Genomic DNA, 24,071 nt, shown 5'->3' with positions numbered 1-24,071 from the left:
GGTGGCCCACGATCCCCTGTAGGAGCTGGCGCAGCCTGCGATCTTTTGATCTTTCTGCTTCAAAACCGGGCATCGCGCATTGAACCGGTGCACGCAAACACCCTTCTCCCATGCTGAGAGCCCATAAATTCGGCATTTGTGCGACTTGGCACAACCACTGCATTACCTTTCTCAACAGACATAAAGCCCAGCCTTCAACGACGAAGGATGCGCTTCCCGAGAGAACGGGACCAGGACAAAGGCGTCCTCGCTAGGCAACTAGCGGGACGCCTTTTTTTGTTTGCGCAAATTTTGTCGAGCAAGACCTGAAAGCCCTGATGAGGCGGGTCCGAGCTCCCCGGAGAACCTGATGAAAAAACTAAAACTGGTGATGATCGGCAATGGCATGGCCGGGGTTCGCACCCTGGAAGAGCTGCTCAAGCTGAGCAATGAGCTGTACGACATCACGGTCTTCGGCGCCGAACCCCATACCAACTACAACCGCATCCTGCTGTCGCCCGTGCTGGCCGGCGAACAAACCTTCGAAGAGATCGTGCTGAACGATCTGGACTGGTACCTGGACAACAACATCAAACTGCTGCTCAACCGCAAAGTGGTGGAGATCGACCGGGTCAAACGCCGGGTTATCGCCGAAGACGGCAGCGAGGCCGAATATGATCGCCTGCTGATCGCCACCGGCTCGACTCCGTTCATCCTGCCGATCCCCGGCAACACCTTGGACGGCGTGATCGGCTACCGCGACATCGCCGACACCCAGGCCATGATCGACACCGCGAAAACCCACAAGCACGCCGTTGTGATCGGTGGCGGCCTGCTCGGTCTGGAAGCCGCCAACGGTCTGATGCTGCGCGGCATGCACGTCACCGTGGTGCACATCGGTGAATGGCTGCTGGAACGGCAACTGGACAAAACCAGCGGCCAATTGCTGCAAACCGCCCTGGAAGCCCGCGGCCTGCACTTTCGTCTTTGCGAGCAAACCCAGGCGCTGCATGACGCCGGCAATGGCCGGGTCGGCTCGGTTGAATTCAAGAACGGCGACATCATCCCCGCCGACCTGGTGGTGATGGCCGCCGGTATTCGCCCCAACACCGAACTCGCGGAAAAATCCGGCATCCCCTGCAACCGCGGGATTCTGGTCAACGACACCCTGCAAACCTACGACCCACGCATCTACGCCATCGGCGAATGCGCCAGCCACCGCGGCATCGCTTACGGCCTGGTGGCGCCGCTGTTCGAACAGGCCAAGGTCTGCGCCAACCACCTCGCCCAACTGGGCTTCGCCACCTACAAGGGCTCGGTGACGTCGACCAAATTGAAAGTGACCGGCATCGACCTGTTCTCCGCCGGCGACTTCATGGGTGGCGAAGGCACCGAAACCATCACCCTCTCCGACCCTATCGGCGGGGTCTACAAAAAACTGGTGATCAAGGATGACGTGCTGGTCGGGGCCTGTCTGTACGGCGATACGGCAGACGGTGGCTGGTATTTCCGGCAGATCCGTGAGAACCACGCCATCGACGAGATCCGCGATCACCTGATGTTCGGCGAAAACGCTCTAGGCGATGTAGGACATCAAGGCCAGGACAAAGCCATGAGCATGGCCGACACCGCCGAAGTCTGCGGCTGCAATGGCGTGTGCAAAGGCACCATCGTCAAGGCGATTCAGGAGCACGGGTTGTTCAGCGTCGACGACGTCAAGAAACACACCAAGGCTGCCAGCTCCTGCGGCTCCTGCGCCGGATTGGTGGAACAGATCCTGATCAACACCGTGGGCGGCGCGGCGGACGTCAAACCGAAAAGCGAAAAAGCCATTTGCGGTTGCAGCGACCTGAACCACGGGCAAATTCGTCAGGCCATCCGCGAGCAGCATCTGCTGACCATCGCCGGCACCCTGAGCTATTTGAACTGGCGTACGCCGAACGGCTGCGCCACGTGCCGCCCGGCGCTCAACTACTACCTGATTTCCACCTGGCCGGGCGAAGCCAAGGACGATCCGCAATCGCGCCTGATCAACGAACGGGCCCACGCCAACATTCAGAAGGACGGCACTTACTCTGTAGTCCCTCGGATGTGGGGCGGTGTGACCAATCCTTCGGAACTGCGGCGCATTGCCGACGTGGCCGACAAATACAACGTGCCAATGGTCAAGGTGACCGGAGGCCAGCGTATCGATTTGCTGGGGATCAAGAAGCAGGACCTGCCAGGCGTCTGGAAGGATCTCGACATGCCGTCTGGCCACGCCTACGGCAAATCCATCCGCACCGTGAAGACATGCGTCGGCAGTGAATTCTGCCGCTTCGGTACCCAGAACTCCACGCAACTGGGCATCGAGCTTGAGCACGACCTGTTCAACATGTGGTCGCCGCACAAAGTGAAACTGGCCGTCTCCGGTTGCCCACGCAACTGTTCGGAAGCGGGCATCAAGGACGTCGGAATTATCGGCGTGGATTCGGGCTGGGAGATGTACATCGGCGGCAACGGCGGGATCAAGACCGAAGTCGCGGAATTCTTCGTCAAGCTCAAGACCGCCGAGGAAGTGCGCGAATACAACGGCGCGTTCCTGCAGCTCTATCGCGAAGAAGCGTTCTACCTCGAACGCACCGTGCATTACCTGCAACGGGTCGGCATGGAACACATCAAGAAAGCCGTGCTGGAAGACCCGGAGCGGCGCAAGGCGCTCAACGATCGCCTGCAATTCTCCTTGTCGTTCGAGCAGGACCCGTGGAAGGAACGCCTGGAACAACCGCAGCTGAAAAAAGAATTCGACGTCATTGCAGTGAAGAACCTGGAGGTGTCGGCATGAACTGGCTGGATATCTGCGCACTGGAAGAAATCAATGCCCTGGGCTCGCGGATCATCGCCGGCCCGAAGGGCGACATCGCGATTTTTCGTACCAGCGACGATGAGGTTTTCGCACTCGATGACCGCTGCCCGCACAAGGGCGGGCCACTGTCCCAAGGTTTGATCTACGGCAAACGGGTCGCCTGCCCGCTGCATAACTGGCAGATCGACCTGGAAACCGGCGAAGCCCAGGCCCCGGACATCGGTTGCGCTCACCACCATTCAGCACGGGTCGAGAATGGCCGGGTGTTGCTGGCCCTGCGGGAAGCAAGCTGATGAACCAGATCACCGCTTCCACCTGCTGCTATTGCGGGGTCGGCTGCGGCGTGCTGATCGAGCATGACGGCGAGCGCATTCTCGGCGTCAGCGGCGATCCGGCCCACCCGGCCAACTTCGGCAAACTGTGCAGTAAAGGCTCTACCTTGCACCTGACCGGCGACCTCGCGGCCCGAGCGTTGTATCCCGAACTGCGCCTGGGCAAAGGCCTGGCCCGCAGCCGCACCGACTGGGACACCGCTCTCGATCACGCCGCCAGCGTTTTTGCCGAGACTATCGCCGAACACGGCCCGGACAGCGTGGCGTTCTACATTTCCGGGCAATTACTGACCGAGGATTACTACGCCTTCAACAAACTGGCGCGAGCGCTAGTGGGCACCAACAACATCGACAGCAATTCGCGCCTGTGCATGTCTTCGGCAGTGGTCGGTTACAAGCGCAGCCTGGGCGCTGACGCACCGCCGTGCAGCTACGAAGACCTGGAATTGAGCGACTGCGTGATGATCGTCGGCAGCAACATGGCCTACGCCCACCCGATACTTTTCCGTCGCCTGGAGGAAGCGAAATCCAGCCGTCCGCAGATGAAAGTCATCGTCATCGACCCGCGTCGTACCGACACCTGCGATCTGGCCGACCTGCACCTGGCGATTCTGCCAGGCACCGATGTCGCCTTGTTCCATGGGATTTTGCACCTGCTGCTGTGGGAAGACTGGGTCGACCGCGACTTCATCAAGGCCCACACCGAAGGCTTGGCCGAACTGAAGAACCTGGTGCGCGATTACACGCCGCAGATGGTTTCGCAGCTCTGCGGGATCAGCGTCGAGCAACTGCAGCAATGCGCCGAATGGGTTGGCACTTCACCGAGCTTCCTGTCGCTGTGGTGCATGGGCTTGAACCAGTCCACCGCCGGCAGCGCGAAAAACAGCGCACTGATCAACCTGCACCTGGCCACCGGGCAAATCGGCCGCCCCGGCGCAGGACCTTTCTCGCTGACCGGTCAGCCGAATGCCATGGGCGGCCGCGAAACCGGCAGCTTGTCGAACCTGCTGCCAGGCCATCGCGAGGCCGCCAATGCCGAACATCGCGCGGAAGTGGCGGCGTATTGGGGCGTGGATCAACTGCCTGCAAACACCGGGCTCACCGCTATCGAGTTGTTTGAGCAGGTGCGCAGCGGAAAAATCAAGGCGCTGTGGATCGCTTGCACCAACCCTGCGCAATCAATGCCGGATCAAACCGCCGTGCGCGCGGCACTGCAAGCCTGCCCGTTCGTGGTATTGCAGGAGGCCTTTCGCACCACCGAAACCGCAGCCTTCGCTGACCTGTTGCTGCCCGCCGCCAGTTGGGGCGAAAAGGACGGCACGGTGACCAACTCCGAACGGCGCATTTCCCACGTTCGTCGAGCCATCGTCGCACCCGGCGAAGCCCGCTCTGACTGGGCGATCACCGTAGATTTCGCACAGCGCCTGGAAAAACATCTGCGTCCCGATCAAACCAGCCTGTTTGCCTTTGAAAACCCGGCGCAGGTCTTCGACGAGTACAAGCAATTGACCCGCGGGCGTGATCTGGACTTGTCCGGCATCAGTCATGCACTGATCGACCGCCTCGGCCCGCAGCAATGGCCCTTCCCCACTGGCGCCAGCGAAGGCACCGCCCGGCTGTACCTGGACGGAATATTCCCGACGGCCAGCGGACGTGCGCAATTCGTGGCCGAACCGTACCGCGCCGCCAAGGAACAACGCGACGCGCGCTTCCCGCTGACCCTGATCACCGGCCGCCTGCGGGATCAATGGCACGGCATGAGCCGCACCGGCACCGCCGCGCAACTATTCGGCCACGTCAGCGAAGCCGTGTTGAGTTTGCACCCGGATGAACTGCGTCGGCATCGGCTGCAATCGGGCGACCTGGTCAGCCTGAAAAGTCGCCGTGGCGCGGTGATTGTCGCCGTCGGCGGTGACGACAGCGTACGACCCGGCCAGGCCTTTCTGCCAATGCATTGGGGTGACCGCTTCCTCAAGGGTGGCGTAAATGCGCTCACCCAACCGGCTTTCGACCCGTTGTCGAAACAGCCCGAACTCAAACACAGCGGCGTGCGCCTGGAACCGGTGCAACTGCCGTGGAACCTGTTCGCCCTGATCGAGGGCGATGTTCAACAGCATTTTGAGACGCTACGACCGCTATGTGAGGCGTTTTCCTACGTCAGTCTCAGCTTGGCCGGCCGTGAACGCCCCGCGCTGCTGATACGCGCCGCCAGCGCCGTCGCGCCCGACCCGCAACTGCTGCGTGATATCGATCAATGCCTGGGACTCAATGACGGCCCGGTTTTGGCCTACGACGACCCACGGCGCTCCATCGGTAAACGCGTGCGGATCGAGAACGGCCGGATCACTGCCATTCGCCTGGCCGGTGAAACCCTTGCCCAACACTGGCTGCAAAGCCTGTGGCTGGAAGGTCGTGCTGACGAACAGCTGAGGCGCTGGCTGCTGGCACCGCTGAGCGCCCCACCGGGCAACGCCAATACGCCGAACGTCGGGAACAAAACCCTGTGCAACTGCAAAAACGTCAGCCAAAGCGCAGTCTGCGCCGGCATTAGCCGCGGCCTGGATCTGCAGGGATTGAAACAAGAATTGGGCTGCGGCACGCAATGCGGCTCCTGCGTCCCGGAAATCAAGCGTTTGCTGGCCGCCACTGCGCAGCCGGTCGCCGTCACCTCGTGAGGAAAACACTATGAGCGCAAAAGTCTGGCTGGTGGGTGCGGGTCCTGGCGATCCGGAATTGTTGACCCTCAAAGCCGTGCGGGCGTTGAGCGAAGCGGATGTCGTACTGATCGATGACCTGGTCAACGACGCGGTGCTGGAGCATTGCCCGCAGGCGCGGATCATTCCCGTGGGCAAGCGCGGCGGCTGTCGCTCCACACCTCAGGCGTTCATTCATCGCTTGATGCTGCGTTATGCACGCCACGGCAAATGCGTGGTGCGCCTCAAGGGCGGTGATCCGTGCATTTTTGGCCGGGGCGGCGAAGAGGCGCAGTGGCTGCGTGAACATGGGGTCGAAGTGGAGCTGGTCAACGGCATCACCGCCGGGCTTGCCGGCGCAACACAATGCGATATTCCGTTGACCCTGCGGGGCGTTGCGCGCGGCGTGACGCTGGTCACCGCCCACACTCAGGATGGCAGCAGTCTGAACTGGCAAGCCCTGGCCCAAGGTGGCACGACGCTGGTGGTGTATATGGGTGTCGCAAAACTGAGCGAGATTCGTGAGCAGTTGCTCGCCGGAGGAATGGCGGCGGATACACCGGTGGCAATGATCGAAAACGCTTCCCTGCCACACCAACGGGAATGTCGGAGCGACCTGACGGCGATGGAAGAAGATGCCTACGCCTTTGAGTTAAAAAGCCCGGCCATCCTGGTCATCGGAGCTGTCGCGGGGGGTGATGAGATCAAAAGATCGTCCGAAACGCGGCCCGAACCTTCGGCAGCTCCTACGGGATTGGATTTGCACACGGTCAATGTAGGAGCTGCCGAAGGCTGCGATCTTTTCGCCGCAACGCAAATCTCCCGCTAAAACCCAAATCGCAGACAAAGAAAAGCCCGGCCTAAGCCGGGCTTTTCAGAGCTGCGCGCTAATTACTTAGCGTTAGCTTCAACCTTCGCTTCTACGCGACGGTTTACAGCGCGGCCAGCGTCAGTGGCGTTGTCAGCAACTGGGCGGGACTCGCCGTAGCCAACAGACTGAACGCGGGACGACTGAACACCGTACTGGTTGGTCAGAACTTGCTTAACGGCGTTTGCACGACGCTCGGACAGTTTCTGGTTGTAAGCGTCAGGACCGACGGAGTCAGTGTGACCTTCAACAACAGTAGTGGTCGATGGGTACTGCTTCATGAAGTCAGCGAGGTTTTTGATGTCGCCGTAGCTGTTAGGCTTGACTACCGACTTGTTGAAGTCGAATTTCACGTCCAGCTCAACACGAACAACTTCAGCAACTGCTGGGCAGCCGTCAGCGTCAACAGTTACGTTGGCTGGGGTGTCCGGGCACTTGTCAACGTTGTCGCACACGCCATCGTTGTCGCTGTCGGAGCAGACTTCAGCCGGTGCTTGAACTGGAGCAGCAGCAGGCTTGGAGCCGCCACCGAAGTTCACACCGATACCGACGCTTGGAGCCCACTCGGTGTCGCCCTGGTCGATGTTGTATTGAGCTTCAACGCCAGCACGGGCGTAGAAGTTCTCGGTGAAGTACAGCTTGGCACCGCCGCCAACGTTGGCGAAAGTGGAACGGTTACGACCGCCACCGCCGTTCTGGCCAATGCTCTGGTCCGAGAAACCGGCAGAAACGTATGGACGGACCATGTCGCCTGGGTTGTTGAAGTGGTACAGAGCGTCCAGAGCGGTATCAGCGCCCTTAACGTTACGACCGTCATCGGAACGCACGTTGTGCACTTCGTCGTAAGCCAGACGCAGTTCAACGTCGTCGGTGATGAAGTAGCCTACGGAAGCGCCAAACAGGTTGCCGTTGTTTTTGAAGTCACGATCGCTGTCGTACTGTTCTTTCTTGGCGAAGCCTTCGATTTCAACTGCGCCTTGGCCTTGTGCCAGCGCGCCGAACGAAGTAGCGGCAATAAGAGAACCAATGGCAAAGCCCAAGGTGTTTTTCAGTTTCATCCGTTAAATCCCCATCTGGTGATTGTGAAGCAGTCCCGCAAACCGGGGGACAACTCGGCGGCAAGTCTATCAGAACTTGCCTACACGTAAGAGATATTTGCGCCGAACTAAGTTTCAGCAATGCCTGCAAATTTCTCACGCAATTTATCTAGAGCACGTTTGTAACGCATTTTTGTCGCACTCAAACCCATGTGCATGATATCCGCGATCTCTTGAAATTCCAGCTCTGCGACAAATCGTAGCACCAGAATTTCACGGTCAATCGGATTCACATACACTAACCAGCGATCAAGTCCACCCTTGTCCTCAGGTTTCGGCGCCTTTTCTTCAGACGCTTCCTCGAGGGGGTCCAGACTCAAAGCATCCATCAAGCGACGCTTTCGCCGTTCTTTCCGATACTGCGTGATGCACTCGTTGTACGTGATGCTATATAGCCATGTCTTGAACTTCGATTTGCCCTCGAAGTTCTTCAGGCCATACAGCACCTTCAACATCACTTCCTGACAGACATCGTCTGCGTCACGATCGTTCCCAAGATACCGTGCACAGACGTTAAATAATGTTCGCTGGTAACGCCGCATCAGTTCTTCATAGGCGCGCGTTACGTGAAACAGCTCGTTATGCGAGCGCGCGACCAACTCCTCATCAGAGAGCTCGCGGGGGTCGTAGCGCGTGGACAGCGATTGAGCTTTATTCAAAACAAGTCGGGCCGACAGTCAGGTCAATGTCCGCCGCAGCCCTTTTCAGGGCATTTTGCGGCGGCATACATTAGCAGAATTTGCCGGGTTAGCGGCTACTCACATGCTGTTCCAGGAGGATCCGATTGGAGAGAGAGACCAGCTCACCCTCATCGGTCAGCAATGTGGTCTTAACCGTGCCGATCTCTTCGATCTGACCTTCGACCTCGCCAACACGCACTTGTTGCCCAACCTGATACAACTCACGCACATAGATTCCCGCAAGAATCTGACCGGCAATTTCCCGGCTTCCCAACCCCATGGCCAGCGCAACCGCCAGACCAACGGTAATCAATACAATCACAATCACGTGGTTGAGCAGGTCAGTCTTGACCTCCAACTGGCTGATTGCGACCGAAATACTGATGATAATCACCAGGCCCTGGGCAATTCGCCCCAGGCCCGCAGCGTAATCCAGCCCTACGCCCTCTGCCGCACCCCGCACCAGCCCATTGGCCAATTGTGCGAGCAATACACCCACCAGCAACACCAGCGCGGCGCCGAATACTTTCGGCAAATACAACGCAAGCATATCGAGCGTAGCCGAAACTCGCTCAAGCCCAAGGGATTCTGCGGCAGAAACCAGAAAAATCAGCAGAACGAACCAATAGACAATCTTGCCAATCAAGGTAGAGATCGGCACTTGAAGGCCGGCCCGGGACAGCAATTTTGTCAGACCGGTGCCGCCCATCAGGCGATCGAGCCCCAGCTTGGCGAGCAACTTGGACAACAAAGTGTCCAAAAGTTTCGCAACGACGAAACCCAACAGCAGCACAACCAGTGCGCCGAACAGGTTCGGGATGAAATTTGCAACCTTGGTCCATAACGCAGTCATTGCAGTGACGAGGCTCTGAGTCCAGAGATCAAGTTCCATATTCAATCAGCCTTATCAGCAGTGCGAACGGTAGGTTTACGGTGACGGGAAACCGGAGCGACATGGGCCGATCCGTTATTCAAGGCAATCATCAGCGCGGGCAACCAGCGGCCCAGCAGACTGAACAGATCACCGGCGCCGACCTGGCGGTTGGCGGTTTTCAGTACACGCCCAAGGCACGCATCGTCGTCCCGGGTGGACGGTGATGCCTTGAGCATGTCACGCAAAGACTGTTCAAACGGATCGTGCATACGCACCTCTCGTGATGTCTGTGAAAGACGCGATCAAATTTGCCCGGGTCACATGGCTCACCCTCAGACCCAGCGCAAACGTCGGAATAACCACCACTGCCCCACTGCCACCGAGACCATCATCAGGCAGGCAATCAGGAAGCCATAGGGGCTTGCAGAGAACGGAATCCCGCCGACATTGATACCTAAAAGACCCGTCAGAAAACTCATCGGCAAAAAGATCCCGGTGATGATTCCGAAACGGTACATCGTGCGGTTCATGCGCACGCTCAAACGTCTATCTTCGGCCTCGAGGACCAACCCCACCCGCTCCCGGGTCAATTCCAGCTCCTCGAGATACCGAGTCAGGCTATTGTTCAATTCGTTCCAGTAATCACCGTCGTCTTCGACGAACCAAGGCAGTTTTATCCGTGTCAGCTGCCCGAATATTTCCCGCTGCGGCGCAAGAAAACGTTTCAGCGCAGCGGCCCTGCGACGGATCTGCAAAATAGCTCCGTGCTCGGGTGTATACCGTTCGTCGGCATCCAGCTTTTCTTCTTCCTCATCGACCACTTCCGAGAGGCAACTGACCAGATCCTGCACCTTGTTGGTGAGGTATTGCGCCATATAAAGGATGAGTTCTGACGCCGTTTTCGGTCCTTTGCCTTCGGCGAGTTGCACCAGCAAATCATCGGTGGCGCGCAACGGACGCAAACGCAGAGAAATAACCCGCTGGGCCGACGCAAAAATCCGCACCGAGACCATGTCTTCCGGCTCGGCGCCCGGGTTCAGGTTGACCCCACGCAAAAATAGCAGCAGTTCGCTGTCCGAAAGCTGTAAAAGACGCGGTCGGGTGTTTTCTTCAAGTAAAAGATCACAGCTGAATTCGCTCAGACCGCTGAATTTTCGCAACCAGGTCTGGGTTTGCGGGTGACTGCGATCCCAGTGCAGCCACAGGCTTTCATGGGCCTGCAGCTGCAAGGCATCGAGTTCAGTCCGGGCTATCGAACGCGCACCGCCTTTACCGTCCAGCACCAGGGCATGCACCAGCCCCCACTGCGCGTTTTCTTCCTCGAACATCCTCACCCCTTTGTTGGTGTAGCGCTTTATTCAGGCATTTTCAGCGGGCTTGGCGAGATGATCACGCCGTTATTGTCCGCGTAGATGTAATGGCCTGGATGGAACGTCACGCCAGCAAAGGTCACGGCTACGTTGAGATCGCCAACACCGCGTCTGTCGGTTTTCATCGGGTGGCTGGCCAGGGCCTGAACCCCCAGGTCGGTTTGCGCGATGACGTCGACGTCACGAATGCAACCGTAGATTACCAGCCCTTCCCAACCGTTTTTCGCGGCCTTCTCGGCGATCATGTCGCCCAGCAGCGCACGACGCAGGGAACCGCCACCGTCGACCACCAGCACCTTGCCATTACCCTTGAGTTCGGCTTGTTCCTTGACCCGCGAGTTGTCTTCGAAGCATTTGATGGTCACGATTTCGCCGCCGAAGGAATCACGGCCACCGAAATTGTTGAACATCGGTTCCAGCACCTGCACCAGCTCCGGATAGGCGTCGCACAGGTCAGGCGTGAGGTAATGATTCATCGAGAAACTCCTGTAAAGAGGAAGACAATCGAGGGTGTCGAAACGTGACCAGAACAGCTCAATGCGTCATATCTTAGCCGCTAGCCGAACAGAGCGAAATGCCCTTGTTAGAGCATCAGGCTCAGACCGCCGCGGCCAGATCCGGTTTTTCACCCAGCAATGGCGTCTGCTGATCTGCCAACCAGCGCGCCACCAGCGGCCAGACTTCAGTCTGGGCGGCTTTGCTGACGAGCATCTCCACATGACCGAAATTATCGCCAAAGCCCTGCTCGCGACCCAGGTTGATGAATTGCTTATGCTCGGAACCCACCTGATCGAACAGCTTGCGACAAGCCCAGGTCGGGTCCTGATGGTCACCTGCGGCACTCACAGCCAATACCGGTAACTGAACGTCGGCCAACCCGGCCCACCAATCCTTGTCGGCATCGCCAAAGCGCCCGAACAGGCCATGCCAGCGCATGCTTTCCAGGGCCAGGCCAATGGGCTCGTCCTCCGGGCCGCGCTTGAGCCGTGAACCGGACAACTGGGCAAAGCGTTTGAGAATGAAGCGCCCGCTCCACTCCACCGGCGGAATCTTCAACGGCCAGTAGGTGCGACTGATTTGCGTACCGAAAAACGCCGAGGAAGCCACCACCGGTTCGCCGATGTACTCACCACCCAGCGCCGCCGCCAGGGTAATCCCGCCCAGCGAGTGACCGATCCAGTGCGGGATCTGGCCGCTCTGCTCGCGCACGAACGCGCCAATGGCCGGCAAATCGTAACGGGCGTAGTCGGCAACGCGGTTCTTGCGGTAGTTCTGGTTACGCTGGGACAGGCCGTGGCCGCGCATTTCGGGAATCCATACATCGAATCCCAGACGCGTCAGATAGGCGCCCAGTCCAAGCCCCTTCGGGGAAAACCAGAACCGGCGATTGGAAAAGCTGCCGTGAAGCAAAATAACCGGAACGCCACGCGCGTCTGAGCCATCCGCCATGCCCAGGCGCGTCACAGCCAGTTCGACGGTGCCGTCAGGGCTGTTGCCGGGTTTCAGACGATAGACGTCTTCGCTCAGATCGCCGCGCCGCTCGGCGCTGATCAGGGCGACAGGAAATAGGTTGCTGCTGCTTTGCATAATGCTCTTGCACAAAAAAGGGCGGCTTCCAGAGGAGCCCGCCCTACTTGAATCTTAAAACCTCGGCCCACCGCAGCAGGCCGAGGCTTCACTCACACCATCAAGCCTGCGCCTGACCTTCAGCCAGGAAGAACCAGGTTTCCAGTACGGAATCGGGGTTCAACGAAACGCTTTCGATGCCCTGCTCCATCAGCCATTTGGCCAGATCAGGGTGGTCCGAAGGACCCTGACCGCAAATGCCGATGTACTTGCCAGCCTTGTTGCAGGCCTGAATCGCGTTGGCCAGCAACTTCTTGACCGCCGGATTACGCTCGTCAAACAGGTGCGCGATGATCCCGGAGTCACGGTCCAGGCCCAGGGTCAGCTGGGTCAGGTCGTTGGAGCCGATGGAGAAACCGTCGAAGAACTCGAGGAATTCTTCGGCGAGGATCGCGTTGGACGGCAGTTCGCACATCATGATGATGCGCAGACCATTCTCGCCGCGGGCCAGGCCATTTTCGGCCAACAGATCGATCACTTGGCTAGCTTCGCCCAATGTGCGGACGAACGGCACCATGATTTCGACGTTGGTCAGGCCCATCTCGTTGCGCACGCGCTTAATGGCACGGCATTCGAGTTCGAAGCAGTCACGGAACGCTTCGCTGATGTAACGCGAGGCGCCACGGAAGCCCAGCATCGGGTTTTCTTCTTCCGGCTCGTAGAGTTTGCCGCCGATCAGGTTCGCGTATTCGTTGGACTTGAAGTCCGACAGACGCACGATGACCTTTTTCGGGGTGAACGCAGCGGCCAGGGTGCTGATGCCTTCAACCAGCTTCTCAACGTAGAAGCCAACCGGATCGTCGTAGCCGGCAATGCGCTTGTCGACGCTGTCTTTTATTTCTTGTGGCAGCCCGGCGTAATTCAGCAGCGCTTTCGGGTGCACACCGATCATGCGGTTGATGATGAACTCCAGACGGGCCAGGCCCACACCGGCGTTCGGCAACTGTGCGAAGTCGAAGGCGCGGTCCGGGTTGCCGACGTTCATCATGATCTTGAACGGCAGATCAGGCATGGCATCAACGGAGTTTTTCTTGATGTCGAAGCCCAGTTCGCCTTCGAAGATGTAACCGGTGTCGCCTTCAGCGCAGGACACAGTCACACCCTGACCGTCTTTCAACAGCTGGGTGGCGTTGCCGCAACCGACCACGGCCGGGATGCCCAGCTCGCGAGCGATGATCGCCGCGTGGCAGGTACGGCCGCCACGGTTGGTGACGATGGCGCTGGCGCGCTTCATGACCGGTTCCCAGTCCGGGTCGGTCATGTCGGAGACCAGAACATCGCCTGGCTGGACCTTGTCCATCTCGGACACGTCCTTGATGATGCGGACCTTGCCGGCGCCGATGCGCTGGCCGATGGCGCGACCTTCAACCAGCACGGTGCCGGTTTCTTTCAACAGGTAGCGTTCCATGACGTTGGCCGAGGTACGGCTCTTCACGGTTTCAGGACGGGCCTGAACGATGTAGAGCTTGCCGTCGTCGCCGTCTTTGGCCCATTCGATGTCCATCGGGCACTTGTAGTGCTTTTCGATGATCATCGCTTGCTTGGCCAGTTCGCTGACTTCGGCGTCGCTCAGGCAGAAGCGTGCGCGATCAGCCTTGTCGACGTCGATGGTCTTGACCGATTTACCGGCCGTGGCGACTTCGCCGTAGATCATCTTGATGGCTTTGCTGCCCAGGTTGCGACGCAGGATGGCCGGACGACCGGCTGCCAGCGTGCCTTTGTGGACGTAGAACTCATCCGGGTTCACCGCGCCTTGTACGACGGTTTCACCCAGGCCGTAGGCGCCGGTGATGAACACCACGTCACGGAAGCCCGATTCGGTATCGAGGGTGAACATCACGCCGGCTGTGCCGGTTTCGGAGCGGACCATGCGCTGCACGCCAGCCGACAGGGCAACCAGCTTGTGGTCGAAGCCCTGGTGGACGCGGTAGGAAATCGCGCGGTCGTTAAACAGCGAAGCGAACACCTCTTTGGCGGCGCGAATAACGTTTTCGACACCACGGATGTTCAGGAAGGTTTCCTGCTGACCGGCGAAGGAAGCGTCCGGCAGGTCTTCGGCGGTAGCGGAAGAGCGCACGGCCACGGCCATGTCAGGGTTGCCGGCCGACAGCGTGGCGAACGCGGTACGGATCTCGGCGTTGAGCTTCTCGGGGAATTCGGCTTCCATGATCCATTGACGGATCTGGGCGCCGGTCTTGGCCAGGGCATTGACATCGTCGACGTCCAGGGCGTCGAGGGCGGCGTGGATCTGATCGTTCAGGCCGCTCAGCTCGAGAAAATCACGATAAGCCTGAGCTGTCGTGGCGAAGCCACCGGGCACCGATACACCGGCACCTGCAAGGTTACTGATCATCTCGCCCAGGGATGCGTTCTTGCCCCCTACGTGCTCTACATCATGGACGCCGAGCTTATCGAGGGAAACTACGTACTCTACCAAGGTGATCTCTCCACTAACTGTGTTGGAAAAGCTCAGAAGCCGGCTGCTACAGGGAGCGTTTGCCGGCTGTATGGCCTGGACCTGGAAAATAAGTGAGAATGCGGGCCACTGGCGGCCGGCAAATCGCGCCTATCATATCCAAGATTCGTCACTAGCTTAAGGCCCAAGGTGCAAATGAAACGATCTGCTTTCTTTATCTCCGATGGCACCGGCATCACAGCCGAGACCCTCGGCCAAAGCCTCCTGGCGCAGTTCGAAAACATTACCTTCAGCAAATTCACGCGGCCATACATCGACAACGTGGATAAAGCGCGGGCCATGGTACAACAAATCAACAAAGCCGCCGAAACCGACGGCTTTCGGCCGATCATCTTCGACACCATTGTCAATCAGGACATCCGTGAGATCCTCGCAACGTCCAATGGTTTCATGATCGACATTTTCTCGACCTTTCTGGCGCCTCTTGAACAGGAATTGACCGAGCATTCTTCCTACACCGTCGGCAAGTCCCACTCGATTGGCAGCAACTCCAATTACATGGAGCGGATCGAGGCGGTGAACTTCGCCCTCGACAACGACGACGGTGCGCGCACGCATTATTACGACAAGGCGGACCTGATCCTAGTGGGCGTGTCGCGTTGTGGTAAGACGCCGACGTGCCTGTACATGGCCATGCAATTCGGCATCCGCGCGGCCAACTATCCGCTGACCGAAGACGACATGGAACGCCTGCAACTGCCAGCCACCCTGCGTGCCCACCAGCACAAACTGTTCGGCCTGACCATCGACCCGGACCGCCTCACCGCGATCCGCAACGAACGCAAGCCCAACAGCCGCTATTCGAGCTACGCCCAGTGCGAATTCGAAGTGCGTGAGGTGGAGAATTTGTTCCGCCGCGAGAACATCCCGCACATCAATTCCACGCATTTTTCGGTGGAAGAGATTTCGGCGAAGATTTTGGTGGAGAAAGGCGTGGAGCGGCGGTTCAAGTAGTTTTTCGGCGACAGTTACATCGCTTTCGCGAGCAGGCTCGCTCCCACAGTGGATCTCTGTCGTACACAGACGCTGTGCCCACTGAAGATCAAATGTGGGAGCGAGCCTGCTCGCGAAGAACGATTACACGGACTCTGTTAATGCGCCCACCAGCGCATCAAACCCTTGAAGCAACAACCGATCATCCCCCGCCGAATTACAAACACTCGCCCTGACGAACTGCGGCACCGCCCCATGCCCGACCGCAAACGCTTCAGCGGTGGCGATCAGATAATTATTCGCCTTAAGCTCCTCAGCAATCTGCGAGGCCCGCCACGGTTCGGGCACTTCGATCCAGAAGTGCGGGCTATGGGAATGGGTTTTGTACGCCAGGCCCTCCAGCACACCACTCACCAACGCCTTGCGCCGACCGATCTCGGCAATCTGCTGGCCCAGCAACTGCTCGGCAATGCCGTTTTCTATCCACAGACTCGCCACCTCCAGCGACAACGGGCTGGCCATCCAGCACGTCCCGCGCACTGCTGCGCTCAAGCGTCCGATCAACGGTTGCGGCGCATGCAGGTAACCGACTCGCAAACCTGCCGAAACCGCCTTGCTCAGGCTGCCGATCAGCACCGAGCGCTCCGGGGCGAAATGGCTCAAGGGTAACGGTCGCTGTTGAGCCAATACCGCGTGGGCTTCGTCTTCAAAGATCAACAGATTGTGCTGCCGACAGACCTCTGCAATCGCTTCCCGCCGTGCGACGGACATCACGGCAGCCGTAGGATTCTGGATCGTCGGTGTGCAATACAGCGCCGACACACGATGGTTGCGGCAAACCTCATCCAAGGCATCGGGCATCAGTCCTTCATCATCCATCCCGACACCGATGAGTTTTATCCCGAGCTGGCGTGCGACGCTGATCAACCCCGGGTAAGTCAGGTGCTCCGTCACCAACGTATCGCCCGCCTTGAGCAACCCCATCAAGGCACACAACAGACCGTGCTGGCCGCCGTTCACGCAAACGATCTGCTCGGCGCTCGGGACAAACTCTTGATGCCTGAGCCAGTGCGCGCCCGCCGCACGGTAGCGTAGCAATCCAGCCTCGGCGCTGTAGCACCCGAGGTGTTGCAACGCCTCAGGATCAAGGGACAACGCTTGCAGGCTCTGACTAAAAGAAAGCGCTTCCTGCCCCGGAATCGGTTGATTGTGGCTCATGTCAAAAAACGCCCGCGGCTCATCGCTGACATTGCGAAAGCCACCGTCCCGCGATCGCTCCATCCCGCGCTGACGCACATACGTGCCGTCTCCTACACGAGCGACCACCAATCCCACACGTTCGAGTTCACCGTAAGCGCGACTGATGGTGCCGATGGTCACGCCGAGGCTATCCGCCAGCAACCGATGAGGCGGCAATTTGCAGCCGGGCTCGATCAGCCCTTCAGCGATGCCTTTTTCGATCCCGTCGGCGAGGCGTTTGTATTTCACCCCCAGACCGTTCGCCAGGCCGTCGCGCAGGATTGACACCATGGCAATACTTGTTTTGACAGTCATTGCAGCCCCGAATAGCGTGCTTGAAACAGGTTCAATCAGGGATAGACCTTTTGCAGATGAAGGTCAATTCCGACGATAAAAGGAGTTCGATCATGTCCATTGCCATCAGCGCACCTTCATGTACTGCAAAACCCTGGCTCGCCGCCCTGGTCACCAGCGTGCTGTTCCTGATCGTGTGCCTGAGTTGGGGCACGACGTGGCTCGGGATCAAGATTGCCGTTGAAAGCGTGCCGCCGCTGACCGCCGCCGGCCTGCGATTCCTCATCGCCTTCCCGCTCTTTCTCGGCTTCGCCCTGATCCGTCGTGAACCGCTGCTGTTTCCCAGGGAGAGCCGCTGGTTCTTTGTCTTCGTCACGTTGACGTATTTCAGCCTGCCGTATTACTTGCTCAACTACGGCGAGATGCACGTTTCGTCCGGCCTGACGGCACTGCTGTTCAGCTGCATGCCAGTGTTCATCCTGCTGTTTTCCGCGCTGTTTCTGCGGGAGAAAATCTACCCCTCGCAAGTGCTCGGAATCGCCATAGGCTTCGGCAGCCTGTTCATGATCATCCGCAGCCAGGGGCTACATCTGGACCATGCTGAGTTGTTCGGGGTGTTGGCGATTCTCTGCGCCGCGGTGATGCATGCGCTGTGTTACGTGGTGACTAAAAAACACGGCACGGCGATCAGCGTCATTACCTACAACACGCTGCCAATCGGCATCGCCGGGCTGATGCTGTTTGTCGCCGGATTGAGTGTCGAAGCACCGGTGTTCGATGCCATCACCGCGCGGTCGTGGAGCGCCCTGCTCTATCTGGGACTGGTGGCGTCGGTGGGCGGGTTTATCGTTTACTTCCTGCTGCTCAAGCGGCTGAGCCCGATCATTTTGTCGTTTGTGTTCATCATTTTTCCGGTGTTTGCGGTGATCATCGGTGCCTGGTACGAGGGGCAAACCTTGTCCCGGGAACTGATGATGTACTCGGCGATTTTGCTGACGGGGTTTGCGATCACCAAATTGCCTGTGGAAAAGTGGCTCATCGGCAAAAAAGCAAACCCCTAGGCGACGGTCAGATCACAAACAAATCCACGAACCGATTCACCGGTGTCGCCTCAAGCGCAGCCTGGTCCTTGCACAACGCAAAGATCTCGGCGCTGCGCTGGGCGGTGAACCGCGTCGCCAGATTGGCCTTGAACTTGTCTTCCAGCAGCGGAATGCCGTCGGTGCGGCGACGGCGATGGCCGATCGGGTATTCCACCAACACGTTCTCGGTGCTGGAGCCATCCTTGAAGAACACCTGTATCGCATTGGCGATGGAGCGTTTGTCGGCCTCCAGGTATTCGCGGGTGTAGCGCGGGTCTTCGACGATGACCATTTTTTCGCGCAGCACGTCGATGATCGGATGCGCCGCGTGGAAATCGTCCTCGTACTGCTCGGCCACCAGATTGCCGAACGCCAGCGGCACGGCTGTCATGTACTGAATGCAATGGTCACGGTCCGCAGCGTTGGCCAGCGGGCCGACCTTGGAGATGATGCGGATCGCCGATTCGTGGGTGGTGATGACGATTTTGTCGATTTCGTGCAGGCGATTTCTGACTTGCGGATGCAACGTCACTGCCGCTTCGCAAGCCGTTTGCGCGTGGAATTCGGCGGGGAAGCTGATTTTGAACAGCACGTTTTCCATCACGTAGCTGCCGTACGGCCGGGAGAAGCTGAACGCGCGTTTGTCTTCGGGCTTGAGCGCCAGATCGTTGTTGGTGTGGCTGAACAGCACGTCGTAAAAGCCCCATTGTTTGGCGGTCAGTACGCCGGGGATGCCCATTTCGCCACGCATCGCGATGTCCGCAAGCCGCACGCCACGGCTGGACGCGTCGCCGGCCGCCCAGGATTTACGCGATCCGGCATTCGGCGCATGACGGTAAGTGCGCAGCGCCTGACCGTCGGCGAAGGCGTGGGACAACGCGGACAACAACTGCTCACGATTGGCGCCCATCAGCTTGGCGGTGACAGCGGTCGAGGCGACTTTCACCAGGATGACGTGATCCAGGCCTACACGATTGAAGGAGTTTTCCAGCGCGATCACGCCCTGGATTTCGTGAGCCATGATCATGGCTTCGAGCACAGCGCGAACGGTCAGCGGCGCATCGCCATTGGCCAGGCGCTTTTGCGACAAGTGATCGGCCACCGCGAGAATGCCGCCGAGGTTATCGGACGGATGGCCCCATTCGGCGGCGAGCCAGGTGTCGTTGTAATCGAGCCAGCGGACGATGCAACCGATGTCCCACGCCGCTTTGACCGGGTCGAGGCGATAGCTGGTGCCGGGGACGCGCGCGCCGAACGGGACGACGGTGCCTTCCACCATGGGGCCGAGGTGTTTGGTGCACTCGGGGAAGCGCAGGGCCAGCAGGCCACAGCCCAACGTGTCCATCAGGCAGTTGCGGGCGGTGTCGAGGGCTTCGACAGATTGAATCTTGAAGTTGAGGACGTAGTCGGCAATGTCCCGCAGGACCGTGTCGTAGTCGGGACGGTTGTTCTGGTCAACGTTGGTGCTCATGTTCGATTCACTCTTGAAGTGGTTCGTTGATGGGACCTCGGTTCAGGGATCAATCTCGGTTAGTTACAACCTTCTTGTTTTGGCAATGCAATCAACTGTAGGAGCTGCCGAAGGCTGCGATCTTTTGATTTTTCTTTTTAATGGCAAGATCAAAAGATCGCAGCCTTCGGCAGCTCCTACAGAGGTATGTGTCAGTTAGAAGGAATCACCCGGCACGCGGACGTAGCCTTCCATCAACACCCGCGCACTGCGGCTCATGATGGCTTTGTTCACGGTCCATTCACCGTTCACCAGGCTCGCCTCAGCACCCACGCGCAAGGTGCCGGACGGATGCCCAAAGCGCACAGCATTGCGCTCAATACCACCCGCTGCGAGGTTCACCAGCGTGCCGGAAATCGCCGCCGCCGTACCAATCGCCACCGCCGCCGTGCCCATCATCGCGTGGTGCAATTTGCCCATGGACAGCGCCCGCACCAACAGATCGACATCGCCCGCCGCAATCGCTTTGCCACTCGAAGCAACGTAGTCCGCAGGCTTGGCCACAAAAGCAACCTTAGGGGTGTGCTGACGCTTGGCCGCTTCGTCCAGATCCTTGATCAGGCCCATGCGCAATGCGCCGTAAGCCCGAATGGTTTCAAACATCAGCAACGCTTTCGGATCGCTATTGATCGCGCCTTGCAGCTCGGTGCCGGTGTAACCGATGTCTTCGGCATTGACGAAAATCGTCGGAATACCGGCATTGATCATGGTCGCCTTGAAGGTTCCGACGCCAGGTACTTCGAGGTCATCGACCAGGTTGCCGGTAGGAAACATCGAACCACCGCCACCCTCTTCTTCCGCTGCCGGATCCATGAATTCGACCTGCACTTCAGCGGCCGGAAAGGTCACGCCGTCGAGTTCGAAATCACCGGTCTCCTGCACTTCACCGTTGGTGATCGGCACGTGGGCGATGATGGTCTTGCCGATGTTGGCCTGCCACACGCGAACCACGGCAACGCCGTTGTGCGGGATGCGACTGGCGTCCACCAGACCATTGCTGATGGCGAACGAACCGACCGCCGCCGACAAGTTGCCGCAGTTGCCGCTCCAATCGACGAAAGGCTTGTCGATGGACACCTGACCGAACAGGTAATCGACGTCGTGATCGGCCTTGATGCTTTTCGACAGGATCACGGTTTTGCTGGTGCTGGAGGTTGCGCCGCCCATGCCGTCGATTTGCTTGTCGTACGGGTCGGGGCTGCCGATCACGCGCAGCAACAAGGCATCGCGAGCAGGCCCTGGAATCTGTGCCGCTTCGGGCAGGTCTTTCAGGCTGAAGAACACGCCTTTACTGGTGCCGCCACGCATGTAGGTGGCGGGGATTTTGATCTGGGGTGCGTGAGCCATGATGTTCCTTTTAGGATCGAGCGGGACCGCATGGCCCCGCCCGAACTCATCGTGTTAAACGGCAACCGCCGATTCTTCGAGGAAGTCCTGAGCGAAGCGTTGCAGCACGCCGCCCGCCTCATAGATCGACACTTCTTCGGCGGTGTCGAGGCGGCAGGTCACCGGCACTTCGACGCGTTCGCCGTTCTTGCGGTTGATCACCAGCGTCAGCTCGGCACGCGGGGTGCGCTCACCGATCACGTCGTAGGTTTCGCTGCCATCGATGCCCAATGTCTTGCGGTCGGTGCCCGGTTTGAATTCCAGCGGCAACACGCCCATGCCCACCAGGTTGGTGCGGTGAATGCGCTCGAAGCCTTCGGCCGCAATCGCTTCCACACCGGCCAGACGTACGCCCTTCGCCGCCCAGTCGCGGGACGATCCCTGACCGTAGTCGGCGCCGGCAATGATGATCAGCGGCTGTTTGCGTTCCATGTAGGTTTCGATGGCTTCCCACATGCGCATCACTTTGCCTTCCGGCTCGACGCGAGTCAGCGAACCCTGTTTGACCTTGCCGTTTTCCTGAACCATTTCATTGAACAGTTTCGGGTTGGCGAAGGTGGCGCGTTGCGCAGTCAAATGGTCGCCCCTATGAGTTGCGTAAGAGTTGAAGTCCTCTTCCGGCAAGCCCATTTTCGCCAGGTATTCGCCGGCGGCGCTGTCGAGCATGATCGCGTTCGACGGCGACAGGTGATCGGTGGTGATGTTGTCCGGCAGCACTGCCAGCGGGCGCATGCCCTTGAGCGGACGAGCCCCGGCCAGCGCGCCTTCCCAGTACGGCGGACGGCGGATGTAGGTGCTCATCTCGCGCCAGTCGTACAGCGGCGTCACTTTCGGACCGGTGTCTTCGTGGATGGCGAACATCGGAATGTAAACCTGACGGAACTGCTCCGGCTTGACCGACGCCTTGACCACTGCGTCGATTTCTTCGTCGCTCGGCCAGATATCTTTCAGGCGAATTTCCTTGCCGTCGACCACACCCAACACATCTTTTTCGATGTCGAAACGGATGGTCCCGGCGATGGCGTAAGCCACGACCAACGGCGGCGAAGCAAGGAAGGCGTTCTTGGCGTACGGGTGGATCCGGCCGTCGAAGTTGCGGTTGCCGGACAGCACAGCGGTGGCGTACAGGTCGCGGTCGATGATCTCTTGCTGGATCACCGGGTCCAGCGCGCCAGACATACCGTTGCAGGTGGTGCAGGCGAAGGCGACGATACCGAAACCGAGTTGCTCCAGCTCAGTGGTCAGGCCGGCTTCGTCCAGGTACAGCGCCACGGTTTTCGAACCCGGCGCCAGGGACGATTTGACCCATGGCTTGCGAGTCAGGCCGAGCTTGTTGGCATTGCGCGCCAGAAGGCCGGCGGCGATGACGTTGCGCGGGTTGCTGGTGTTGGTGCAACTGGTGATGGCGGCGATGATCACCGCGCCGTCCGGCATCTGGCCGGGTACTTCGGTCCACTGGCCGGAGATGCCTTGGGCGGCGAGGTCCGAGGTGGCGACGCGGGCGTGCGGGTTGCTCGGGCCGGCCATGTTGCGCACCACCGAAGACAGGTTGAAGGTCAACCCGCGCTCGTATTGCGCGCCTTTCAGGCTGTCAGCCCACAGTCCCGTGGTCTTGGCGTAGCTCTCGACCAACTGCACCTGCTCGTCTTCACGGCCGGTGAGTTTCAGGTAGTCGATGGTCTGCTGGTCGATGTAGAACATCGCAGCAGTGGCGCCGTATTCCGGGGCCATGTTGGAAATGGTCGCGCGGTCGCCGAGGGTCAGCGCCGAGGCGCCTTCGCCGAAGAATTCCAGCCACGCGCCGACGACTTTTTGCTGACGCAGGAACTCGGTCAGCGCCAGCACCATGTCGGTGGCGGTGATGCCCGGTTGCAGCTTGCCGGTCAATTCGACGCCGACGCTTTCCGGCAGACGCATCCACGATGCGCGGCCGAGCATTACGCTTTCAGCTTCCAGGCCGCCGACACCGATGGCGATCACGCCCAGTGCATCGACATGAGGAGTGTGGCTGTCGGTGCCGACGCAAGTGTCGGGGAACGCCACACCATCGCGCACCTGGATCACCGGAGACATTTTCTCCAGGTTGATCTGGTGCATGATCCCGTTGCCCGGCGGAATCACATCAACGTTCTTGAAGGCCTTTTTGGTCCAGTTGATGAAGTGGAAACGGTCTTCGTTGCGACGGTCTTCGATAGCGCGGTTCTTCTCGAACGCCTCAGGATCGAAGCCACCGCGCTCGACAGCCAGGGAGTGGTCGACGATCAATTGCGTCGGCACCACCGGGTTCACTTGCGCCGGGTCGCCACCTTGCAGGGCGATGGCGTCACGCAGGCCGGCGAGGTCGACCAGCGCGGTCTGGCCGAGAATGTCGTGGCACACCACACGGGCCGGGAACCATGGGAAGTCGAGGTCGCGTTTGCGCTCGATGAATTGCTTCAGGGATTCAGTGAGCGTGGCCGGGTCGCAGCGACGCACCAGGTTTTCCGCCAGCACGCGAGAGGTGTACGGCAGAGTGTCGTAGGCGCCGGGCTGGATGGCTTCGACAGCCGCGCGGACGTCGAAGTAATCCAGATGGCTGCCGGGCAGCGGTTTACGGAATTCAGTGTTCATCGTCAGGACTCGGTCACGGTAGTTTCAAAAGGTGGGGCCTGGCACAGGATTCGAAGCTCACAACCTCCACTGTGGGAGCGAGCCTGCTCGCGATAGCGATACATCAGTCGACATCAATGTTGAATGTCAGTCCGTCATCGCCGGCAAGCCGGTCTCACTCCCACAAGGGTTTAGCGG

The 24,071-nt window shown here is 59.3% G+C and carries 18 protein-coding genes; 6 read left to right on the top strand and 12 right to left on the bottom strand.

The window, feature by feature from the left end:
* The first annotated feature begins 349 nt into the window (after positions 1-349).
* From nirB to cobA, 4 genes are read left to right on the top strand one after another with little or no spacing between them, the layout of a single operon-like run.
* Positions 350-2,803 carry a nitrite reductase large subunit NirB gene (gene nirB / locus ACYZTZ_RS06370; protein WP_046047896.1) on the top strand — a complete coding sequence of 818 codons (2,454 nt, stop codon included), beginning with the start codon at positions 350-352 and terminating at the stop codon, positions 2,801-2,803.
* Positions 2,800-3,117 carry a nitrite reductase small subunit NirD gene (gene nirD, locus ACYZTZ_RS06365; RefSeq protein WP_008146292.1) on the top strand — a complete coding sequence of 106 codons (318 nt, stop codon included), beginning with the start codon at positions 2,800-2,802 and terminating at the stop codon, positions 3,115-3,117. The genes nirB and nirD overlap by 4 nt, the downstream gene beginning before the upstream one ends.
* Entirely contained in the window at positions 3,117-5,831 is a 2,715-nt protein-coding gene (locus ACYZTZ_RS06360; protein WP_461997562.1) for a nitrate reductase, read from the top strand. Before nirD ends, ACYZTZ_RS06360 begins: the two co-directional genes overlap by 1 nt.
* Positions 5,832-5,841: 10 nt before the next feature.
* Positions 5,842-6,678, top strand: coding sequence for a uroporphyrinogen-III C-methyltransferase (gene cobA, locus ACYZTZ_RS06355; RefSeq protein WP_461997561.1), 837 nt, complete (start codon positions 5,842-5,844; stop codon positions 6,676-6,678).
* A 62-nt stretch (positions 6,679-6,740) separates the two neighbouring features.
* Here the strand turns inward: cobA and ACYZTZ_RS06350 are convergent, their stop codons facing one another.
* From ACYZTZ_RS06350 to ppsA, 8 genes are all read right to left on the bottom strand, one after another.
* Positions 6,741-7,775, bottom strand: a complete 1,035-nt coding sequence (locus ACYZTZ_RS06350) for an OmpA family protein (protein ID WP_056744219.1) — start codon at positions 7,773-7,775, stop codon at positions 6,741-6,743.
* Between the two features lie 107 nt (positions 7,776-7,882).
* Positions 7,883-8,473 (bottom strand): RNA polymerase sigma factor SigX, encoded by a 591-nt coding sequence (gene sigX, locus ACYZTZ_RS06345; RefSeq protein ID WP_461997560.1) that lies wholly within the window; start codon positions 8,471-8,473, stop codon positions 7,883-7,885.
* A gap of 88 nt (positions 8,474-8,561) precedes the next feature.
* The gene (locus ACYZTZ_RS06340; protein ID WP_008027407.1) at positions 8,562-9,386 is read right to left on the bottom strand and encodes a mechanosensitive ion channel family protein; all 825 of its coding nucleotides are present in this window, start codon (positions 9,384-9,386) and stop codon (positions 8,562-8,564) included.
* 2 nt (positions 9,387-9,388) lie between these two features.
* Positions 9,389-9,637: a hypothetical protein gene (locus tag ACYZTZ_RS06335; RefSeq protein WP_008146303.1), complete on the bottom strand. Its 249-nt coding sequence runs from the start codon at positions 9,635-9,637 to the stop codon at positions 9,389-9,391.
* Between the two features lie 63 nt (positions 9,638-9,700).
* Positions 9,701-10,696, bottom strand: a complete 996-nt coding sequence (locus tag ACYZTZ_RS06330) for a zinc transporter ZntB (RefSeq protein WP_461997559.1) — start codon at positions 10,694-10,696, stop codon at positions 9,701-9,703.
* A gap of 26 nt (positions 10,697-10,722) precedes the next feature.
* Positions 10,723-11,214 (bottom strand): ribonuclease E activity regulator RraA, encoded by a 492-nt coding sequence (rraA, locus tag ACYZTZ_RS06325; protein ID WP_056744215.1) that lies wholly within the window; start codon positions 11,212-11,214, stop codon positions 10,723-10,725.
* 121 nt (positions 11,215-11,335) lie between these two features.
* Positions 11,336-12,325, bottom strand: a complete 990-nt coding sequence (locus ACYZTZ_RS06320) for an alpha/beta fold hydrolase (RefSeq protein WP_461997558.1) — start codon at positions 12,323-12,325, stop codon at positions 11,336-11,338.
* Positions 12,326-12,425: 100 nt separating this feature from the next.
* Complete coding sequence (gene ppsA, locus ACYZTZ_RS06315) at positions 12,426-14,801, bottom strand: phosphoenolpyruvate synthase (protein ID WP_461997557.1); 2,376 nt, start codon at positions 14,799-14,801, stop codon at positions 12,426-12,428.
* A 174-nt stretch (positions 14,802-14,975) separates the two neighbouring features.
* On the opposite strand from ppsA, the gene ppsR reads away from it, so the two are divergent.
* Positions 14,976-15,794, top strand: coding sequence for a posphoenolpyruvate synthetase regulatory kinase/phosphorylase PpsR (gene ppsR, locus ACYZTZ_RS06310; protein WP_033055694.1), 819 nt, complete (start codon positions 14,976-14,978; stop codon positions 15,792-15,794).
* Between the two features lie 123 nt (positions 15,795-15,917).
* On the opposite strand, the gene ACYZTZ_RS06305 is transcribed toward ppsR, so the two are convergent.
* Complete coding sequence (locus ACYZTZ_RS06305) at positions 15,918-17,327, bottom strand: aminotransferase-like domain-containing protein (RefSeq protein ID WP_461997556.1); 1,410 nt, start codon at positions 17,325-17,327, stop codon at positions 15,918-15,920.
* A gap of 92 nt (positions 17,328-17,419) precedes the next feature.
* Between ACYZTZ_RS06305 and ACYZTZ_RS06300 the strand changes: the two genes are divergently transcribed.
* Positions 17,420-18,367 carry a DMT family transporter gene (locus ACYZTZ_RS06300; RefSeq protein ID WP_461997555.1) on the top strand — a complete coding sequence of 316 codons (948 nt, stop codon included), beginning with the start codon at positions 17,420-17,422 and terminating at the stop codon, positions 18,365-18,367.
* A 7-nt stretch (positions 18,368-18,374) separates the two neighbouring features.
* Here the strand turns inward: ACYZTZ_RS06300 and prpD are convergent, their stop codons facing one another.
* The 3 genes from prpD to acnD form a co-directional block, all read right to left on the bottom strand.
* Positions 18,375-19,859 carry a 2-methylcitrate dehydratase gene (prpD, locus tag ACYZTZ_RS06295; protein WP_461997554.1) on the bottom strand — a complete coding sequence of 495 codons (1,485 nt, stop codon included), beginning with the start codon at positions 19,857-19,859 and terminating at the stop codon, positions 18,375-18,377.
* A gap of 195 nt (positions 19,860-20,054) precedes the next feature.
* A complete protein-coding gene (prpF, locus tag ACYZTZ_RS06290) occupies positions 20,055-21,245 on the bottom strand; it encodes a 2-methylaconitate cis-trans isomerase PrpF (protein ID WP_461997553.1) in 1,191 nt (396 codons plus the stop codon).
* A 54-nt stretch (positions 21,246-21,299) separates the two neighbouring features.
* A complete protein-coding gene (gene acnD, locus ACYZTZ_RS06285) occupies positions 21,300-23,894 on the bottom strand; it encodes a Fe/S-dependent 2-methylisocitrate dehydratase AcnD (protein WP_461997552.1) in 2,595 nt (864 codons plus the stop codon).
* Positions 23,895-24,071: the final 177 nt, after the last annotated feature.

Source organism: Pseudomonas sp. LB3P58 (genome assembly GCF_054897895.1).
The sequence above is the reverse complement of the archived record's forward strand: the minus strand, read 5'-3'. Positions and strand labels throughout refer to the sequence as shown.

Bases quoted from the DNA above. Each gene is read 5' to 3' on its own strand.
- ppsR (WP_033055694.1), top strand. From the start codon at position 14,976: ATGAAACGATCTGCTTTCTTTATCTCCGATGGCACCGGCATCACAGCC.
- nirB (WP_046047896.1), top strand. From the start codon at position 350: ATGAAAAAACTAAAACTGGTGATGATCGGCAATGGCATGGCCGGGGTT.
- rraA (WP_056744215.1), bottom strand. From the start codon at position 11,214: ATGAATCATTACCTCACGCCTGACCTGTGCGACGCCTATCCGGAGCTG.
- ACYZTZ_RS06340 (WP_008027407.1), bottom strand. From the start codon at position 9,386: ATGGAACTTGATCTCTGGACTCAGAGCCTCGTCACTGCAATGACTGCG.
- cobA (WP_461997561.1), top strand. From the start codon at position 5,842: ATGAGCGCAAAAGTCTGGCTGGTGGGTGCGGGTCCTGGCGATCCGGAA.
- acnD (WP_461997552.1), bottom strand. From the start codon at position 23,894: ATGAACACTGAATTCCGTAAACCGCTGCCCGGCAGCCATCTGGATTAC.
- ACYZTZ_RS06360 (WP_461997562.1), top strand. From the start codon at position 3,117: ATGAACCAGATCACCGCTTCCACCTGCTGCTATTGCGGGGTCGGCTGC.
- ACYZTZ_RS06350 (WP_056744219.1), bottom strand. From the start codon at position 7,775: ATGAAACTGAAAAACACCTTGGGCTTTGCCATTGGTTCTCTTATTGCC.
- ACYZTZ_RS06335 (WP_008146303.1), bottom strand. From the start codon at position 9,637: ATGCACGATCCGTTTGAACAGTCTTTGCGTGACATGCTCAAGGCATCA.
- ACYZTZ_RS06300 (WP_461997555.1), top strand. From the start codon at position 17,420: ATGTCCATTGCCATCAGCGCACCTTCATGTACTGCAAAACCCTGGCTC.
- ACYZTZ_RS06320 (WP_461997558.1), bottom strand. From the start codon at position 12,325: ATGCAAAGCAGCAGCAACCTATTTCCTGTCGCCCTGATCAGCGCCGAG.
- nirD (WP_008146292.1), top strand. From the start codon at position 2,800: ATGAACTGGCTGGATATCTGCGCACTGGAAGAAATCAATGCCCTGGGC.
- ACYZTZ_RS06330 (WP_461997559.1), bottom strand. From the start codon at position 10,696: ATGTTCGAGGAAGAAAACGCGCAGTGGGGGCTGGTGCATGCCCTGGTG.
- prpF (WP_461997553.1), bottom strand. From the start codon at position 21,245: ATGGCTCACGCACCCCAGATCAAAATCCCCGCCACCTACATGCGTGGC.
- prpD (WP_461997554.1), bottom strand. From the start codon at position 19,859: ATGAGCACCAACGTTGACCAGAACAACCGTCCCGACTACGACACGGTC.
- ACYZTZ_RS06305 (WP_461997556.1), bottom strand. From the start codon at position 17,327: ATGACTGTCAAAACAAGTATTGCCATGGTGTCAATCCTGCGCGACGGC.